Raw genomic sequence first — 16462 nt, forward strand, 5'->3', positions numbered from 1 at the left:
CGTCAGTCGCGGAGGAGGCGCGTCGCCTGACGCGTGCGCTGCAGGGCGTCGACGGTCTCGGCATACCGGCGCTTGGCGACGCCGATGAACAGGCAGTCCACGAGGGCGAGCTGTGCGATCCGGCTCACCATCGCCCCGGCGCGGAAGGTCGACTCGCGCACCTCGGTGAACAGGGCGTGGTCGGCGACCTGGGCGAGCGGGGAGTCCTTCACGGAGGTGACGGCCACCGTCGTCGCGCCGTTGGCGACGGCGGCTTCGAGGAACCGCACCGTCTCGATGGTCGACCCCGCATGCGAGAACCCGATAGCGACCGTCGTCCCGACGGGCAGCACGGCGGCGGCGATCGCCTCGTGGGGGTCGGAGAGCACGTGGGCGTTGCGGCCGACGCGGAGCAGCTTGTGCGCGAGGTCCTCCGCGACGAACTGGCTGGCGCCGATGCCGTAGAGGAGGATCCGGTCGGCGCCGTCGATGGCCGCGACCGCCGCCGCCAGCACGGCGAAGTCGAGCTGGCCGACGGTCTCCTCGATCGCGAGGAGTTCCAGGGCGGCGAGCTTGGAGACGGCCTCCTCCAGGGAGTCCTCGTCGGAGATCTCGGAGCCGTAGGCGCCGCGCGCGGAGAACTGGGCGGCCTCCTTGCCGAGCTCGGTGGCCAGGGCCATGCGCAGCGGGGCGTATCCGGTGAAGCCGATCGCACGGCAGAACCGGACGACGGACGCGACCGAGGTGCGGCACTCCGTCGCGAGCTCGCTGATCGTCTTGTCGATCACGAGGCTCGGGTTCTCCCGCACGGCGGCCGCGACGCGGGCCAGCGACGGGGGCAGGGTCGCGGCGGCGGCTTCGATCGTCGACTGGATGCTCACGGTATCCTCCGGAACGGCGGAACGGGATGGTAAATTCTTTTCAGCGAGTCTACGTGTTGTGTAGTCGCTTTTCTTTCTTTCCGCCGGATCCGAGGAGTGCCGATGAGCGAGACGATCGCCACCGTCGATCTCGGCAAGTCCCGCTGCCGCCTCGTCGTGCACGGCGCGATGGCCCGGGAGCGCTCCGGGCTCGGAGCCCCGGGCCTCGCCGCGGCGGGCGGAGTGGAGGCGGCGCTCACCGCGATTCTCCCGCTGCTCGACGATGTCGAGCGCATCGACACGCTCGGCGTGGGGGCGGCCGGCGCCTGGTTCGCCCCGGAGGCGGCCGCGGAACTCGCCGCCGCGCTCGCCGCACGGACCGGCGCACGCGTGGCGGTGGCGTCGGACGTGGTCACCGCCCATGCGGGCGCTCTCGACGGCGCGGCCGGCGTGCTGCTCATCGCCGGCACCGGAGCCGTGGCGCTGGGCGTCGACCCCTCCGGTGCGCGTCTGGTCGACGGCTGGGGCCCCGAGCTGGGCGACTTCGGCAGCGGATCCTGGCTCGGCCGGGAGGCGTTGCGTGCCGTGCTCCGTGCCCACGACGGGCTGGCCGCCCCCACCGCTCTCACCGCGGCGCTCGCCGCCCCCGTCGGCCCGCCCTCGGCCGTGCAGGCCTGGCTCGCCGCCGACGGAGCCCTCGCCCGCCGCCTCGCGACCCTCGCGCCCCTCGTGCTCGCCGCGGCCGCAGACGACGACCCCGTCGCCGGCGGGATCGTGGACGAGGCCGTCCGGCTCCTCGCGGCGACGACCGCTGCGGCCGCCGGCGCGACAGCGGACGTCGTGCTGCACGGCGGCCTCACCGACCACGACGGATTCCGCGCCGCGCTGACCCGCGCCCTGGAGACGAGCGGCCACCGCGTCGTCCCCGCGCGCGGCGGCGCCATGGACGGGGCCCTGCTGCTGACCCGTCGCCTCGACCTCCCCCATGAAAGGTTCGTGCACCGTGCCGAATGACCCCCGTCTGACCACCCTCCTCGCCGAGCTCGCGGGCCTCGACACCGAGGCCTCCACCACCGAGCGCGGCGACCTCGACCTGCTGAGCACGACCGAGCTCGTCGAGCGCATGAACGCCGAGGACCGGCGCGTGCCCGAGGCCGTGGCCGGTCGCACGGCGGAGATCGCGGCGGCGGTGGACGGCATCACGGAGCGGTTCCGACGCGGCGGTCGCCTCATCTACATCGGTGCGGGCACGGCCGGACGCATCGGCGTGCTGGACGCGAGCGAGTGCCCGCCCACCTTCGGCACCGACCCGTCGATGGTCGTGGGGCTCATCGCGGGCGGGGAGACGGCCATCCGCTCGGCGGTGGAGAACGCGGAGGACGACGACGAGGCCGCGGCCCTCGCTCTGCGCGACCTCGACCTCACCGATCTGGACACGGTGGTGGGGATCTCGGCATCCGGCCGCACCCCGTACGTCATCGGCGGGCTGCGGTACGCCAGGGGCCTCGGCGCGCTCACGGTGGCGATCGCCTCGAACGCCGGGTCGGCGATCGGCGCGGAGGCCGAGATCGCGATCGAGGTCGTCACGGGGCCGGAGTTCATCTCGGGCTCCACGCGGCTGAAGTCCGGCACGGCGCAGAAGCTCGTCGTGAACATGCTGACGACGCTCTCGATGATCAAGCTCGGCAAGACGTACCGCGGGGTCATGGTCGACCTGCTGGCGACGAACGAGAAGCTGCACGCCCGCTCGATCCGCACGGTGTCGCAGCTTGCGGGCGTGGACGTCGACGCCGCGTCCGCCGCGCTGGAGGCCGCGGACGGCTCCGTCAAGCTCGCGCTGCTCCTGCTCGCGACCGGAGCGTCCGCCGAGACCGCGGCGGCCGCACTGGCGGACGCCGACGGCATCCTCCGCGACGCGATCGCCGCCCTCCCCTGAGTCGGTCGTCGCCCTCCCCGTGGTGCGGGATGCGAAGCGCTCCTGCCCGGAACGATCGGGGCACGTTTTCGCACCCGCGACGGGCTGCCCACTAGCGTGAGGGCATGCCCCTCGCTCTCGTCACCGGCGCCGCGCGCGCGAACAGCATCGCCGCCGGCATCGTCCCGCGGCTCCGTGCCGACGGCTGGACCGTCGTCACGAGCGACCTCGACGACGCCGATCACCCGGCCGACCTCTCCACCGCGGACGGACCGGAGCGTCTGATCGCCGAGGTCGCGGAGGCGCACGGCCCGATCTCCGCGCTCGTCCTCAGCCACGCGCATGACGTCGAGTCCGGCGTGCTCGACACCACGGCGGAGAGCTTCGACCGGCACGTCACCGTGAACGCGCGGGCGAGCCTGCTCCTCATCGCGGCCTTCGCCCGCCAGGCCGAGGACGGCGGCGCGATCGTGGCTCTCACGAGCGATCACGTCACCGGGAACCTGCCGTACGGGGCGTCCAAGGGCGCGCTCGACCGGCTCGTGATCTCCGCCGCGCGCGAGCTCGGTCCGCGCGGCATCTCCGCCAACGTCCTGAACCCCGGCCCCATCGACACCGGCTGGATGGACGACGGGACGCGCACCAACCTCGCCGGGATGACGCCGCTCGGACGCCTCGGCACGCCGGGCGACATCGCCGCCGTCGTCTCGTTCCTCGTCTCGGACGAGGGGCGCTGGATCTCCGGGCAGCTCCTCCAGGCCGACGGGGCCTTCTCCGCCCGCTACTGATCACGGGGCGGAGCGGCCCCGGTGCTCTCAGTGGCCGCAGGCGCAGGAGTCGCCGCCGCAGCAGGAGGCCGTCGCCGTCGCCCCGCCGTGCGCCTGGGAGGACTCCGGCACGTCCATGGCCGGGTTCTGGTCGAGGAAGCCGTAGGGCTTGAACCAGAATCCCGCGTAGTCCACGGGCATGATCGGCCAGTCCTCCGGGCGGGGGAAGTGCGTGAGCCCGAAGGTGTGCCAGAGCACCATGTCCTCGCCGTCGATCCGGCGATCATCGGCCGTGTACTCCGGGAGGCCGGCGCCGCCCTGGTGCGCGTTGGGATAGCGCCCGGCCGGCCAGATCTGGCCGTGCTCGTATCGCGTCGCCCAGAGGTGCTTCGTGGCGAAGGCCGCGCGGGCAGCGACGGACGACGCGGGGTCGGCCATCAGCAGGGCGGTCGGCTCCGGCACGAGGTGGTAGGCGGTCGGGCGGCCGACGTGGTTCGTCCGCGAGGCGCTCTGCACCTCCCACACCCGGGCGACCGAGGAGTCGGCCTCGCGCTGGGCGGCGTGCTCGGTCTCCAGCACCGTCTCCGACCAGGTGAACGCGTTGCCGAACGGGTTTTCCGGCCCCATCGGCACCCGCTGCGCGTCCACCTCCACGAGGCGATTGTCCTGGCCGTCGATCGCCACGTCGAGGCGCGCGCAGAACAGGTGCTGGTGGACCGGGGCGAAGACGCCGGGGGCGAGTTCGGTCGCGTGCTTCTGGCGGACGCCCGGCTCTCCGGCACCGGCGAACACGATGCCCGTGGCCTTGGCGACGACCTCGATCGAGCCGTCCAGGCCGAAGTTCCAGTAGAAGCCGTAGTCGTAGTTGCCGATGGTGGAGAAGTACGAGACGACGAAGCGCCGCGAGCGCCGCACGTCGGAGCGCCCGGAGAGGTCGGTGTGCTTCCAGAGGATGCCGAAGTCCTCCTCGTGCATGCAGATCACATTCGGGATGCGCACCGGGTGCCCGTGGTCGTCGGCGACGTAGCCGTCGAGATACCGGATCACGCCGAGGCAGTCGCAGCCGAGCTCCAGGTGGTTGGCGTTCTTGCCGAGGAGGTACTCGCCCGCGTCGAAGTAGCTGATCCAGAAGCGGCCGGGGGCGGTGTCGCCGTAGGGCACGACCATCTCCGGCACGCTCGCCCGGTGCAGGACGGAGCGCCCCTGGAACGACACGTCGTGCAGCACGAGGCCCTCGCGGGCGTTGAAACCCACGCGCATCGACCAGCCCTCCCACTCGACGAGCGAGCCGGACACGCCGAAGCTCGGCCCCTCCGGCTGGGTGATCTCGATGGGCTTCAGCGTCGTCCGTGCCGCGCCCTGCACCTCCGGGTAGTAGTTGCCGTGTCCGGCCGGGACCGGCACGTCGCCCTCGTCCTCGACGCGGATCACGCTGTCCGAGGTGAGGTCGATGTGCACGATCAGACCCTCGACGGGGTGCGCCCACGGGGAATCCTGCTCGTCGTATCGGAGGAAGGTGAGGGACCGGATCACGCGGCGGCCCACCTCGTCGGCCCGGCCCGTGTAGCCCGGGGCCAGGGGGGAGCAGAAGGCGAGGGTCATGTGGTCCGCCAGGCCGCGGCGGCGCATGGCCGCCTGCCATTCCGGGGACGCCTTGGCGATGGCCTCGGCCCGCTCGTACTCCTCGAAGAGGTACTGCGGCTGGCCGTAGGGCGGGGCGTCGTTGGGCACCCGCTCCTGGCGCACGACCTCGCCGCGGGTGATCGAGACGATCACCTCGGTCGCGACGCCGGTGGCGATGTCGAGCAGTGTCACGTCGACCCGGCGGTCGATGGGGGCGCCAGGGCGCCAAGCCGCGAGCTCCTCCTTCGTGGCTTCGTCGGGGAGCAGCATCGGCACGCGGGTGGTCGCCGTCAGCAGGCCGGCTGCGTCGAGCACCGCGCGGGCGGCGGCGATCTCGGCGCCGGTGAGCGGATCGAGCGGATGCGGAGCGGCGATGGGCTCGAGGGAGACGGGCTGGGGGGAGTGCGGGGACATCGTTGACCTCACTATTTTCGAGCGAACGCTCAAGAAACGGGTTGGCACGATGATACGACGGCGTGCACGGGTGCACAACCGTGCGTGTGGGCGATGTCGAGGTCAGGGTCGCCAGGGGGCGAGGATGCTGTCGAGGACTGCGAAGTGCGCCGCCGGCGTCTGCGGCTCGGTGACCTCGACGACCTGCTGGCCGTAGGTGATCGAGCGCAGGAGGGCGAGGAGGTCGCCGGTGGGGGTGTCGGGGCGCAGCTCCCCGTCGGTCGCCGCCTCGTCCAGGGCCTCCCGGATGCTGTCCTGCCACGTCGCGAGGGTCGGCGCTCCGGCGTCAGGAGTCGGTGCGAGAGTGGCCAGGCGTCCCCAGAAGCCGACGACCACATGCGCCTCGGTGCGGGTGCGCTCGTCGACGGGGAGCACCTCGCCCATCAGGGCTCGCAGGCGGGCAAGGCCGCGCAGCCCGTCCGTCGCGGCGGCGATGCGCTCGTCGGTGCGACGGGTGACCTCGGCCGCCGCGGCGCGGACGACGTCGTCGAAGCCGTCGAAGTAGTGCCACAGGGAGCCGGTCGCGACGCCGAGCTCCTTCGCGACCGCCCGCGAGGACACGCTCTCATGACCGTCCCTGGCGGCGACGACGAGCAGCGCGTCGGCGATCTGACGGCGACGCTCATCATGGTCGACGATGCGGGGCACGTGCTCATTGTGTCGCATCGCGACGGGGCCTCGCTTTTTTGAGCGATCGATCAATATACTTCGGCTGTGGACCTCCTGCTCCCGGCAGCATCGTGGCTGATGGCGGCGGCGGCGCTCGTGTCGGCCGGCGCCTGCCTCGCTGCCCGGCGCGCTGTGCCGTGGCAGGGGCGCCAGGCCGCGGTGGTGATGGCGGTGGGGATGCTGCTGGTGGCGGCGGGCGGCACAGGAGCGCTGGGTGCGCTGCTGCTCGGTGCCCTGATGCTCGTGTCCGGCATGATCGGCACGATGGGCGTCCGCGGGGCGGCATCGGCGGCCGGCTGCTGCCACCGCGCGCTCGGGGCGCTCGTGATGGCGATCTGCGCCTTCCACAGTGCCGCCGGATCGGGCAGTCAGGGCGTGGAGTCGGCGGGACACGCGGGACACAGCCTCGGCGGTGCGCTCGGTGCGCTCCTCGTGCTCGGCACGGTCGCCGTCGTCGGGTGGACGCTCGCCGCGGCCTTGCGTCCGACGGGGCATCGGGGGCGCACCGCCCGGCTGCTCGCGGTGGAATCCTGGGCGATGGCGATCGGGGTCGTCGCGATGGGCATCGCGGGCTGACCGTGCGGTGCGACGCCCGACCTCACTCCCGCGCGGCGGGGCGGACGAACGCCCAGGCGGCGATCGCCGCGACGGCGGCGGCGAGGGTCATGGTGACCGCCATCGTGACGGCGTTCGTGCCCCCGATCCCGGCGGCGACCGGGGCGAGCACCGGGCCGAACAGGAACGAGGACATGCCGAGCAGGGCGGACGCCGTCCCCGCCCTGGCGCCGTGATGCGCGAGGGCGAGTGTCTGGCCGTTCGGGCCGCCGAGGCCCGCACACAGCATGAATCCGACGAGTGCCGCCACCACGCCCGCCACCCCCGTCCCGCTGAGTGCCAGGACGAGGAAGGTCGTGGTCGCGACGAGCGTCGCCGTGACCCCGCCGAGGTAGACGCGGAGGGGGCCGAACCGGCGCACGACCAGGCGGCTCGACTGGCTGCCGACGATGCTCGCGAGGGCGCCGGCGGCGAAGGCGAGACTGAAGCTCTGCGGGCTGAGGCCGAACTCGTCCTGCAGCACGAACGACGACATCGAGAGATAGGTGAAGAACGCCACGCCTGCACCGGCGGAGGCGCACAGGACCGCGGCGAAGAGCCGGTCGCCCAGCACGGCGCCGGCGTGCGCTCGCAGCACGCGGAGGCCTCCGCCGTGGCGCGCCTCCGGTCGCAGCGTCTCCGGCAGGAGGAAGACGACCACGAGCAGCAGGATGACGCCGATCCCGGCCAGCACCCCGAAGATCCCGCGCCAGTCCATGATGCGGGCGAGCTGGCCGCCCACCACCGGCGCGATGATCGGCGCGGTGCCCGAGACGAGGAACAGCAGCGAGAGCATGCGGGAGAGCTCGACCCCCTCGAACTGGTCGCGGGCGATCGCCAGGCAGATCACGATGCCCGCTGATCCCGCCAGCCCCTGCAGGAAGCGGGCGACGAGCAGCAGCTCGATGGTCGGAGCGACCGCGCAGACCGCGGAGAGCACCGCGAACGCCGCTACGCCGATCAGCAGCGGCAGCCGCCTGCCCAGCCGGTCGCTGAGAGGGCCGGCGACGAGCTGCCCCAGGCCGAGGCCGATCATGCACGCCGACATGGTCACCTGCGCCAGGGCCTCGGTCGTGCCGAGCGAGGCCGCGAGCTGGGGGAGCTGCGGCAGGTAGAGGTCCATCGACAGCGGACCGAAGGCCTCCAGCATGCCGAGCACCAGCATCGCCCGCAGAGTGCCCATCCGCGCGGGCCCACCGCGCGCCGGGAGGCTCATCCGCCCAGGCGCAGCACGCGGCGCAGCCAGCTCTCCCGCGCGGCCACCGCGGCCCGGGAGACCTCGGCATCGGGGGAGAACCCGGAGAAGCCGTGGTAGCCGCCCGCCCAGACGTGCAGTTCGGCCTGCCCGCCCGTGGCCCAGATCCGCGAGGCGTAGGCGACGGCCTCATCGCGGAAGGTCTCCGCAGCGCCCACCTCGATGAACGCCGGAGCGAGTCCCGACAGATCCGTGGCCCGGGCCGGTGCCGTGTACGGCGACACGCGGTCGGTGAACCGGTCGGCTCCGGCGATCGCGTCCCACGCGGTGTCGTTGTTGTTCCGGTCCCAGGCGCCGAAGCCGTCGTACTGATGGCTCGACGGGGTCTCGTTGCGATCGTCGAGCATCGGGCAGCCCAGGAGCTGCCCGGCCAGCCGGGGCCCGCCGCGGTCGCGGGAGAGCAGCGCGACCGCCGCCGAGAGCCCGCCCCCGGCGCTCTGCCCGGAGGCGATGATGCGGGAGGTGTCGATGCCGAGCTCGTCGGCGTGGGCGACCATCCACTCCAGCGCCGCGTAGCAGTCCTCCGCCTGCGCCGGTCCGGGGTGCTCGGGGGCGAGGCGGTACTCGACCGCGACGCCGACGACGCCGTGCCGCTCGGCGAGGTCGATGAGCTCGGCGGTGCCGAAGAAGCGCGTGCCGAGCACCATGCCGCCGCCGTGGATCGACAGCACCGCCGGAGCCGGGGCTGTGGGCGCCGGCGCCGGGCGCACGACGGTGATCTCGAGCTCCGGAGCACCGACGGGGCCGGGGATGACCCGGTCCTCCCAGGTCACGGCGCGACCCTCGGCCTGCACGGCCATCGGCGGGATGATCGTCGCGAAGTGGTCGCGGTTGGCGTGGATCGTGTCGGCGCGCAGCGGGATGACCTCCACGAGGTCGACGAAGGCGTCGAGTCCGGCGACGAGCTCCGGGTCGTAGGGCACCGGTTCGGGCGCGCTCATGCGGCGGCCCGCCAGATCCGTCGCAGCCAGGAGGCGCGCGCGGCGAGGGCGGCGCGGGTGATCTCGGCCTCCGGCATGTACATGTCGAAGCCGTGGGCGCCGCCGCCCCAGACGTGCAGCTCGGCCTGTCCGCCGGTCTCCCAGATCCGGAGGGCGTACATGGTGTCCTCGTCGCGGAACATCTCCGCCTCGCCGACCTCGATGTAGGCGGGAGGGAGGCCGGAGACGTCCGTCGCGCGGCTCGGCGCGGCGTAGGCCGGGGCCTCGGTGCTGAACGCGAGGTCCTCGCCGAGGACGCACGACCAGGCGAGGAGGTTCATGTCGCGCTGCCAGGTGCCGATGCCGTCGTACTGCCGACTGGAGATCGTGGTGTTGGTGTTGTCGATCATGGGGCACAGCAGCAGCTGCCCGGCCATGACCGGGCCCCGCCGATCGCGCGCCAGCAGGGCGACGGCCGCGGTGAGGCCGCCGCCCGCGCTGCCGCCGCCCACGACGATGCGCGCGGGGTCGATGCCGAGCTCCGCGGCGTGCGCGTGCGTCCACACGAAGGCCGCGTAGCAGTCCTCCACGCCCGCGGGGTACGGGTCCTCCGGCGCGAGGCGGTACTCGACGTTCACGGCCACGACGCCGTGCTCCGCGACGATGTCGACGACCCGAGCCGTCTCCCACGAGCGGTGGCCGACGATCATGCCGCCGCCGTGGATGTTCACGAAGCCCGGGAGCGTCGAGGTCTCGGAACCCGCGGGGCGGAAGATCGTGACCTCGACGTCCGGGGCTCCGGGCGGGCCGGGGATGACACGGTCCTCCCAGGTGATGTCCCGGCCGGCGATCACGGTGTCGTTGTCCGGGAACATCCGGTCGACGCCGTCGCGCGGCAGGGTCTCGCGGGTGAGCGCGGGCTGCGGGTTCTTCGCGATCTCGTCGAGCACGGCCTGCACGTCGGGATCGAAGGGGACGGGGATGATCATGGTTCTCCTCGGGTGGGACGGCGTCAGGGGCCCTCGGGGTCGACGACCCCGCGGTCGGCCCAGAAGGGCTCGACGAGACGGCGCAGCTCGGCGGCGCCGACGCGGTCGACGAGGGCGGCCGCGTCGAGGTTCGCCCGCAGCTGCGTGACGCGGGAGGCGCCGAACAGGGTCGTCGTCAGGGCGGGGTGGGTGAGGGTGAAGGCGATGCCGAGCTGGGCCGGGGTCACGCCGAGGTCCTCCGCGACCGCGGTGAACGCGGGGACGTCGGCGACGATCCGCTCGCGGATGCCGCCGGGGTCGCGCCCGATCTGCCGGCCGCCGTTCACCGTCCCGGCGAGGATCCCGCCCTCCAGGCAGTCCGAGGCCTGCAGCGTGAGGCCCTGCTCCCAGAGGCGTGCGAAGGGCTCGCCGTCCGGGATCGACCGCCGCGAGACGCTGTACTTGAGCTGCGCGATCTGCGGGCCGGGCACGCCTTCCGCGGCGGCGAGGTCGATCAGGGCCTGGATGCTCCCCGCCGACCAGTTGTTCACGCCCCACGCGCGGATGAGGCCGGCGTCGGCGAGGGCGGCGAGGTCGAGCACGAGGTCGCGCAGGTCGAGGTCGTCGCGGCGCAGGTCGCCGAGGATCACGAGATCGGCGTGCTCGGTGCCCACCCGCATCAGGGCGTTCTCGAGCTGCGGGCGGAAGCCGTCGGCGCCGAAGGCCTCCAGCCAGAGCTTCGACGACAGCAGCCACTCCTCTCGGCGCAGCCCCGCCGCGCGCACCATCGCCGAGAAGATCACGTCGGTGAAGACGGGCGGGGCGCCGGGTGCGGAGTACACGCCCACGTCGAAGAGGTTCACGCCGCGGTTGGTGGCCTCGCGGAGGAGTGCGACCGCGTCGGCGAAGTCCATGCGGTCGTAGGTGTGCCACGAGCCCAGGGAGAACAGGGAGGCGTGCAGGCCGCTGCGGCCGATCTCGCGCACGGGGAGGGGAGTGGTCATGATGCTCCTCAGAGGCTGGGGTCGATGACGGCCTTGACCTCATCGAGGTGGTGCATGTGGGCGATCTTCGCGGAGGCGCCGGCGAGCCCGACCGGGGCGCTGAACAGGTCGTCCCAGGGGAAGCGGTCGGCGAACGCCGTGAAGAAGTCGATCGCGCGGGCGTAGTCGGAGATGTCGCCGTTGAGCGAGCCGACCACCGTGAGCTCCTTGCCCATGATCGTGCTGAGGGCGAAGCCGTCTCCGGCGGGGCCGGTCGAGCCGACGATCGCGACGGTGCCGCGCTGGGCGGCCATGCCGACGGCGTCCGGTCCGACGCTCGGTGCGCCCGCGAAGTCGAACACGTGGTCCGCTCCCTGGCCTCCGGTGAGCGCCAGGACCTGGTCGACGACGGGCCCGTCGCGGAAGTCGACGACGGCGTCGGCGCCGAAGCGGGCGGCGAGCTCCAGACGGGCCGCGGGAGCACCGACGGTGATGACCTGCCCGGCACCCGCGATCTTCGCGACTGCCGTGGCGAAGATGCCGAGGGCGCCGGAGCCCTGCACCACCACGCGGGAGCCGGGGCGGATGCGACCGGCCCGCTCGAACGCGCGCAGGACGGTCTTCGCGGCGCAGCCCGCCATGGAGGCCCAGGTGTCCTTGACGGCCGCCGGGAGCAGGAGCTTGGCGGCACCCGGGGTGACGTACGCGTACTCGGAGAGCCCAGCCGTCGCGAACGGCGGTACGTCGGCGCGCTGGAGGAAGCCGTAGCCGCGGCGGGAGCAGGCGACCGGTTCCCGCAGCACGACGCAGCCGTGGCACTCGCCGCAGGTGGACTCCGACCAGCCGATCCGGTCGCCGGGGGAGAGCGGGCGGCCGAGCGCGTCGCGGGTGTCGGGTCCGGTGGCCACGATCTCGCCGACCATCTCGTGACCGAGGACCATGGGCAGCATTCCGGGGAACGACATCTTCCCCTCCCAGATCTCGATGTCCGTGCCGCACAGCGTGGTGCAGGCGATGCGGACGAGGGCGGCGCCGGGTTCGATCTCGGCGGGCAGCGGGAGGTCCTGCAGGGTGAGCGGCTCGCCGTGCGCGGTGAGCACCGCGGCGCGGGTGGTGGTGGGGAGGGTCATGGTTCTCCAGTCGCGGGGCGGGTGGCGGGATCGAAGACGGTCCTCCGCGGAGCCCGGGAGGGGCGGAATCGATCCTGCACGGAGGGGGACGGGGTCAGACGAGGAGCTGGCCGCCGTCGACGGGGACCGAGACCCCGGTGATGTGGCTGGCGGCCTCGCTCGCGAGGAACAGCACGAGCGGGGTGACCTGGTCGACCTCGGCGATGGTGCCGAGCGGGATGCGCGACTCCCACGCGGCGCGGGCGTCCGGGTTGGAGGCGAAGTCGGCGGTCAGGGGCGTGAGCACGGGGCCGGGGGCGACGGCGTTGACCCGCACCCCGGAGCCGGCGAGTTCGATGGCCGCCGTCCGGGTGAGCGCGTCGACCGCGGCCTTCGTGGCCTCGTAGTGCCCGAGGCCGGGTGTGGGCTGCCGGGCGCCGATCGAGGAGATGTTGACGATGGTCCCGTGGCCGGCCGCGGCGAACAGCCTGCCGAAGACCCGCAGCATGAGGAACGTGCCGCGGACGTTGACGCGCAGGGCCGCATCGACCGCGTCGACCGCGACCTCCTGGAGTGTTCCCCCGCCGGCGACGACACCGGCGTTGTTGACGAGGACGTCGAGTCCGCCGGCCTCGCGGATCCGTTCGGCTGCCGCCTGCACCGACGCTTCGTCGCCGATGTCGAGGGGGAGGGCGGTGGCGCCGATCTCGGCGGCGACGGCTGCGGCGGCGACGTCGTCCACGTCGCCGATGAACACCTCGTCGCCCGCTGCGCGGAAGGCGGTGGCGATCCCGCGGCCGAGTCCGGACGCGCCTCCGGTGACCAGGATGCGACGGGGGGAAGCGGTCATGTTCGTCCTCACTGACGGGTGTTCTGACGGGATGAGTCCGTTATATTCTACAAACATAGAAAAACACAACCCCGTGCCCAGAGCCGGCGAAGGAGCCCCCATGCCCGATGCGACATCCCCCCGCAAGCCGCTGTCTCCGGGAGGGGCGACGGTGCCGCCGCTCGCCCTCGGATCGTGGAACACCTGGGATCGCATGGAGTTCGACGACGCCGTGCAGCTGATCCACCGGGCGGTCGAGCTCGATGCCGGATTCTTTGACGTGGCGTACTACAACATGGGGCCGCACGCCGAGAACTCCCGGACCGACATCCTCTTCGGAGAGGCCTTCCAGGCGAGCGGGGTGGACCGTGCCGCCGTCGTGCTGTGCGGCAAGCTCTGGCTGTGGGACTGGCCGAACCAGGGCTTCCGTGGGCAGATCGAGGAGTCGCTCGAGCGGGCGGGCCTCGACCGCTTCGACACCCTCGTGGTGGGGGACTATCTCGACGCCCCGGACATGCCGCGGCTCGTCGCCGACGTGAACGCCCTCCTCGCGGACGGCCTGGTCGACTCGTGGGGGATCAACAACTGGCGGATCGCGGACGCCAGGGCGGCGCTGGCCGAGGCGGACACTCAGGGGCTGATCGGCCCCTCGTTCGCGCAGCTCAAGTACGGCATCGCCCGACGGGCCATGGCGGAGGGTGACGCGTACGGCCCGCTGTTCGCCGACGGAACCCTCGCGCTGCAGGCCTCGGACGTGTTCGAGGGCGGAATCCTCGCCACCGGACGGATGCCTCAGCGCAAGATCGGTGCCGATGTCGGAGGTATCCGCGAGCGGATCCTCGCCGTGTACCCCGAGGTCGCGCGGGTCGCGGGGGAGTTCGGGGTCACCCCGTCGGCCCTCGGCATCGCCTTCTGTCTGGCGAACCCCGCGACGGCCGCCGTGCTCTTCGGCGCCTCCCGCGTCGCGCAGCTCGAGGAGAACCACGCCGCCCTCGCCCTCGCCCGCGACCACGGAGCCGAGGTCCGCGCCGCCCTCGCCGACTGCCGCGTCGACCACGCCGTCCGCCCCGACGGCACCTGGTGACCCCATATCTCGCACCCCCGCCTCCCCCCCCGCCACCCCCCCGCCCGCCTCCCCCCCTCCCGGCCGTCCGGGATCACTTCCGCACCTCTCACACGCCCCGCAGGCACGTTCCCGATCCCGCCTCGCGCGGCCCCCGCGTCCCACTCGCCGCGCGGGATCACTTCCGCACCTCGCGCGCGCCCCGCGCGCACATTTCTGATCCCGCGCGGCGTGACTCTCTGCGCGCCGATGCGAAACCCCGCCGCGTGGGGAGGGCGTGCGGCCGGTTCTGATCCGGCTTCTGGCGGCGGCGGTATGTCAGTCGCCGGGCCCGCCGCTCGTGGGCAACCGAACCGCTCTCCGGGGCCCCGGATCAGAAGTGCTCCTCGCCTCAGTGTGGGATCGGAAGTGCTCCGGCGCATGCGCCGGATCAGAAGTGCTCGTCCTGCCCGCGTGGGAGGAGCGTTCTTGATCCCGGGAGGGTGGGTGTGGTGTCCCTCGGGGGCGGCGGCGTAGCCCGTCCGCGCCGTCACTTGCTCCGGTGCGGAATGAAAAGGGTGCCTGGAAGGCGACGCGGAGGGGCGTTTCTGATCCGGCTGGCGGGGTGGGGCAGTGGCGGGATCAGAAAGGGGCCCTGCGGGGAGGGGAGAGGTGCGGAAGTGCTCCCGGCACCGGCACCGGCACCGGCACCGGCACCGGCACCCGCGGGGACGGGGATGTGCGCGGGGGAGCAAGGCGCGTGCGCGCTGAGGCATCGGTCCGCGCGGCTGGGGTCGGAAACACGCTTGCGCTCTTTTTCCACGCATGTAGACTAACCAGCACGACACATCGAAGTGGCGTCGGTCCCGGTCTCCGGTCAGCGGCTCTTCGAACCTTCTTCACCACCCCCTGCACCCGAGAGAAGGAACCATGAAACGAATGCCCCTCGCGGTCGCCGCCGCCGTCGCCGCGACCCTCGCGCTCGCCGGCTGCAGCGGCGGCGGAACGCCCTCGCCGTCCGAGGGCGGTGGCGCCGAAGGCCCCGACGCCCTCAACATCGGCAACTTCCTCGACGTCACCTCGTGGGACCCGTCCCTCGCCGACATCGGCTTCGACGGCCCCTACCTGTCCGCGGTGTACGACGCCCTCATCGCCCTCGACAGCGACGGCACCCCGATCCCGTCGCTCGCGACGAAGTGGACCGTGGCCGACGACGACCTCAGCATCGACCTCGACATCCGCACCGACGCCGTGTTCAGCGACGGCACCCCGGTCGACGCCGACGCCGTCGTCGCGAGCCTCGAGTACCTCAAGGCCGGCGCCAGGTCCGGTGAGGCCTACGTCAACGCGGAGGGGTTCGAGAAGGTCGACGACGACACCGTCCGCATCGCCCTCACGCAGCGCGACGACACGATCCTCTACCTGATGGGCCTCGGCCGCAGCTACGTCATGCCCCCGGCCTCCATCGAGGCGGGCACGCTCGGCAGCGATCCGGTCGGCTCCGGCCCCTATGTGCTCGACAGCGACACCAGCGTCGCGGGCGCCGAGTACCACTTCACCAAGACCGAGGACCACTGGGACGCGAAGACGTACCCGTTCGCCGAGCTCTCGATCTACCCGATCACCGACGCGACCGCCCGCCACAACGCGATGCTCAGCGGCCAGATCAACGTGCAGTACGGCGACGTGGCCAACCTCGACCAGGCCGAGCAGCAGGGCTGGAACACGGCCCAGCGGGTCTCCGGGTGGGCGGGCCTCGTCATCACCGACCACACCGGCGCGAAGAGCGAGCCCCTCGGCAAGCTCGAGGTGCGCCAGGCGCTGAACTACGCGTTCGACGGTGCGGCCGTCCTCGCGGCGGTCGGCAGCGGTGCGGGCGTGGCCACCAACCAGGTCTTCCCGGACGGCGGCGACATCAACGACCCCGAGCTCAACGACGCCTACGCGTTCAACATGGACAAGGCGAAGGAGCTCCTGGCCGACGCCGGCTACCCGGACGGCTTCGACATCTCGATGCCGATGTCCCCGATCTTCGAGATGTGGAAGCCATCGGCCGAGCAGGCCCTCAACGAGCTCGGCATCACCGTCACCTGGGACAACATGCAGATGCCGGACTACCAGCTCAACGCACCGAACTACCCGATGTTCATCTCCTTCCTCGCGATGGACGGCAACGACGTGGCCACCGTCTCTCGCCAGCTGACGAGCGTGCAGTGGTTCAACCCGGAGCCCGACTACGCGAAGAACGAGGTCATCGCCCCGCTCGTCGAGAAGGTGCAGACGGAGCGCGGCGACGCGCAGACCGCCGCCATCAAGGAGCTCAACGAGGCCCTCGTCGACCAGGCCTGGTGGTCGGTCTGGTACCAGGCGAACAACATCTACTACACGGCGCCCGGCATCCAGCTGCAGCCCGTCGTGGGGATGATGTTCCCGACGCTGCGGTACATCACGCAGGGCTGAACGCCCGCCGGGGCGGTCGCCATGCGGCCGCCCCGG

Annotated in this window: 15 protein-coding genes; 6 read left to right on the forward strand and 9 right to left on the reverse strand. The window is 72.5% G+C overall.

Going from position 1 to position 16462, the window contains the following annotated elements; translation table 11 throughout:
* Nucleotides 1-2: 2 nt before the first annotated feature.
* Nucleotides 3-860, reverse strand: coding sequence for a MurR/RpiR family transcriptional regulator (locus tag KZC57_RS14455; RefSeq protein WP_105949428.1), 858 nt, complete (start codon nucleotides 858-860; stop codon nucleotides 3-5).
* A gap of 102 nt (nucleotides 861-962) precedes the next feature.
* On the opposite strand from KZC57_RS14455, the gene KZC57_RS14460 reads away from it, so the two are divergent.
* The 3 genes from KZC57_RS14460 to KZC57_RS14470 all read left to right on the forward strand — a co-directional run bounded on the left by KZC57_RS14460 (nucleotide 963) and on the right by KZC57_RS14470 (nucleotide 3542).
* Nucleotides 963-1853: a BadF/BadG/BcrA/BcrD ATPase family protein gene (locus KZC57_RS14460; protein WP_247642047.1), complete on the forward strand. Its 891-nt coding sequence runs from the start codon at nucleotides 963-965 to the stop codon at nucleotides 1851-1853.
* A complete protein-coding gene (gene murQ / locus KZC57_RS14465) occupies nucleotides 1843-2775 on the forward strand; it encodes an N-acetylmuramic acid 6-phosphate etherase (protein ID WP_247642048.1) in 933 nt (310 codons plus the stop codon). Before KZC57_RS14460 ends, murQ begins: the two co-directional genes overlap by 11 nt.
* Before the next feature lie 104 nt (nucleotides 2776-2879).
* Nucleotides 2880-3542, forward strand: a complete 663-nt coding sequence (locus KZC57_RS14470; RefSeq protein ID WP_247642049.1) for an SDR family oxidoreductase — start codon at nucleotides 2880-2882, stop codon at nucleotides 3540-3542.
* Between the two features lie 27 nt (nucleotides 3543-3569).
* On the opposite strand, the gene KZC57_RS14475 is transcribed toward KZC57_RS14470, so the two are convergent.
* On the reverse strand, nucleotides 3570-5558 hold the full coding sequence (locus KZC57_RS14475; protein WP_247642050.1) for a primary-amine oxidase: 1989 nt from the start codon (nucleotides 5556-5558) through the stop codon (nucleotides 3570-3572).
* 102 nt (nucleotides 5559-5660) lie between these two features.
* The gene (locus KZC57_RS14480) at nucleotides 5661-6245 is read right to left on the reverse strand and encodes a TetR/AcrR family transcriptional regulator (RefSeq protein ID WP_247642051.1); all 585 of its coding nucleotides are present in this window, start codon (nucleotides 6243-6245) and stop codon (nucleotides 5661-5663) included.
* 66 nt (nucleotides 6246-6311) lie between these two features.
* Here KZC57_RS14480 and KZC57_RS14485 point away from each other — a divergent pair, with 66 nt between their 5' ends.
* Entirely contained in the window at nucleotides 6312-6842 is a 531-nt protein-coding gene (locus KZC57_RS14485) for a hypothetical protein (protein ID WP_083371031.1), read from the forward strand.
* A gap of 22 nt (nucleotides 6843-6864) precedes the next feature.
* Here KZC57_RS14485 and KZC57_RS14490 read toward each other — a convergent pair whose 3' ends face one another.
* The 6 genes from KZC57_RS14490 to KZC57_RS14515 all read right to left on the reverse strand — a co-directional run bounded on the left by KZC57_RS14490 (nucleotide 6865) and on the right by KZC57_RS14515 (nucleotide 12945).
* Nucleotides 6865-8076, reverse strand: a complete 1212-nt coding sequence (locus KZC57_RS14490) for a multidrug effflux MFS transporter (protein ID WP_247642052.1) — start codon at nucleotides 8074-8076, stop codon at nucleotides 6865-6867.
* Nucleotides 8073-9056 (reverse strand): alpha/beta hydrolase, encoded by a 984-nt coding sequence (locus tag KZC57_RS14495; RefSeq protein WP_247642053.1) that lies wholly within the window; start codon nucleotides 9054-9056, stop codon nucleotides 8073-8075. The genes KZC57_RS14490 and KZC57_RS14495 overlap by 4 nt, the downstream gene beginning before the upstream one ends.
* Nucleotides 9053-10024, reverse strand: coding sequence for an alpha/beta hydrolase (locus tag KZC57_RS14500; RefSeq protein WP_157547062.1), 972 nt, complete (start codon nucleotides 10022-10024; stop codon nucleotides 9053-9055). Before KZC57_RS14500 ends, KZC57_RS14495 begins: the two co-directional genes overlap by 4 nt.
* 23 nt (nucleotides 10025-10047) lie before the next feature.
* Nucleotides 10048-11007, reverse strand: a complete 960-nt coding sequence (locus KZC57_RS14505; protein ID WP_247642054.1) for an aldo/keto reductase — start codon at nucleotides 11005-11007, stop codon at nucleotides 10048-10050.
* Between the two features lie 8 nt (nucleotides 11008-11015).
* On the reverse strand, nucleotides 11016-12116 hold the full coding sequence (locus KZC57_RS14510) for a zinc-binding dehydrogenase (RefSeq protein WP_060922406.1): 1101 nt from the start codon (nucleotides 12114-12116) through the stop codon (nucleotides 11016-11018).
* Nucleotides 12117-12210: 94 nt separating this feature from the next.
* Nucleotides 12211-12945, reverse strand: coding sequence for an SDR family NAD(P)-dependent oxidoreductase (locus tag KZC57_RS14515; protein WP_247642055.1), 735 nt, complete (start codon nucleotides 12943-12945; stop codon nucleotides 12211-12213).
* A gap of 100 nt (nucleotides 12946-13045) precedes the next feature.
* Between KZC57_RS14515 and KZC57_RS14520 the strand changes: the two genes are divergently transcribed.
* Nucleotides 13046-14008, forward strand: coding sequence for an aldo/keto reductase (locus tag KZC57_RS14520; RefSeq protein WP_247642056.1), 963 nt, complete (start codon nucleotides 13046-13048; stop codon nucleotides 14006-14008).
* Between the two features lie 888 nt (nucleotides 14009-14896).
* Entirely contained in the window at nucleotides 14897-16426 is a 1530-nt protein-coding gene (locus KZC57_RS14525; RefSeq protein ID WP_231919588.1) for an ABC transporter substrate-binding protein, read from the forward strand.
* The last annotated feature ends 36 nt before the right edge of the window (nucleotides 16427-16462 follow it).

The organism is Microbacterium sp. KSW4-4, assembly GCF_023091185.1.
GTDB lineage: Bacteria > Actinomycetota > Actinomycetes > Actinomycetales > Microbacteriaceae > Microbacterium > Microbacterium paraoxydans.

What these genes read in the sequence shown, in the direction of transcription:
- KZC57_RS14460 (WP_247642047.1), top strand. Translation starts at nt 963, where the DNA reads ATGAGCGAGACGATCGCCACCGTCGATCTCGGCAAGTCCCGCTGCCGC.
- KZC57_RS14470 (WP_247642049.1), top strand. Translation starts at nt 2,880, where the DNA reads ATGCCCCTCGCTCTCGTCACCGGCGCCGCGCGCGCGAACAGCATCGCC.
- KZC57_RS14475 (WP_247642050.1), bottom strand. Translation starts at nt 5,558, where the DNA reads ATGTCCCCGCACTCCCCCCAGCCCGTCTCCCTCGAGCCCATCGCCGCT.
- KZC57_RS14490 (WP_247642052.1), bottom strand. Translation starts at nt 8,076, where the DNA reads ATGAGCCTCCCGGCGCGCGGTGGGCCCGCGCGGATGGGCACTCTGCGG.
- KZC57_RS14495 (WP_247642053.1), bottom strand. Translation starts at nt 9,056, where the DNA reads ATGAGCGCGCCCGAACCGGTGCCCTACGACCCGGAGCTCGTCGCCGGA.
- KZC57_RS14500 (WP_157547062.1), bottom strand. Translation starts at nt 10,024, where the DNA reads ATGATCATCCCCGTCCCCTTCGATCCCGACGTGCAGGCCGTGCTCGAC.
- KZC57_RS14505 (WP_247642054.1), bottom strand. Translation starts at nt 11,007, where the DNA reads ATGACCACTCCCCTCCCCGTGCGCGAGATCGGCCGCAGCGGCCTGCAC.
- KZC57_RS14510 (WP_060922406.1), bottom strand. Translation starts at nt 12,116, where the DNA reads ATGACCCTCCCCACCACCACCCGCGCCGCGGTGCTCACCGCGCACGGC.
- KZC57_RS14515 (WP_247642055.1), bottom strand. Translation starts at nt 12,945, where the DNA reads ATGACCGCTTCCCCCCGTCGCATCCTGGTCACCGGAGGCGCGTCCGGA.
- KZC57_RS14520 (WP_247642056.1), top strand. Translation starts at nt 13,046, where the DNA reads ATGCCCGATGCGACATCCCCCCGCAAGCCGCTGTCTCCGGGAGGGGCG.
- KZC57_RS14525 (WP_231919588.1), top strand. Translation starts at nt 14,897, where the DNA reads ATGAAACGAATGCCCCTCGCGGTCGCCGCCGCCGTCGCCGCGACCCTC.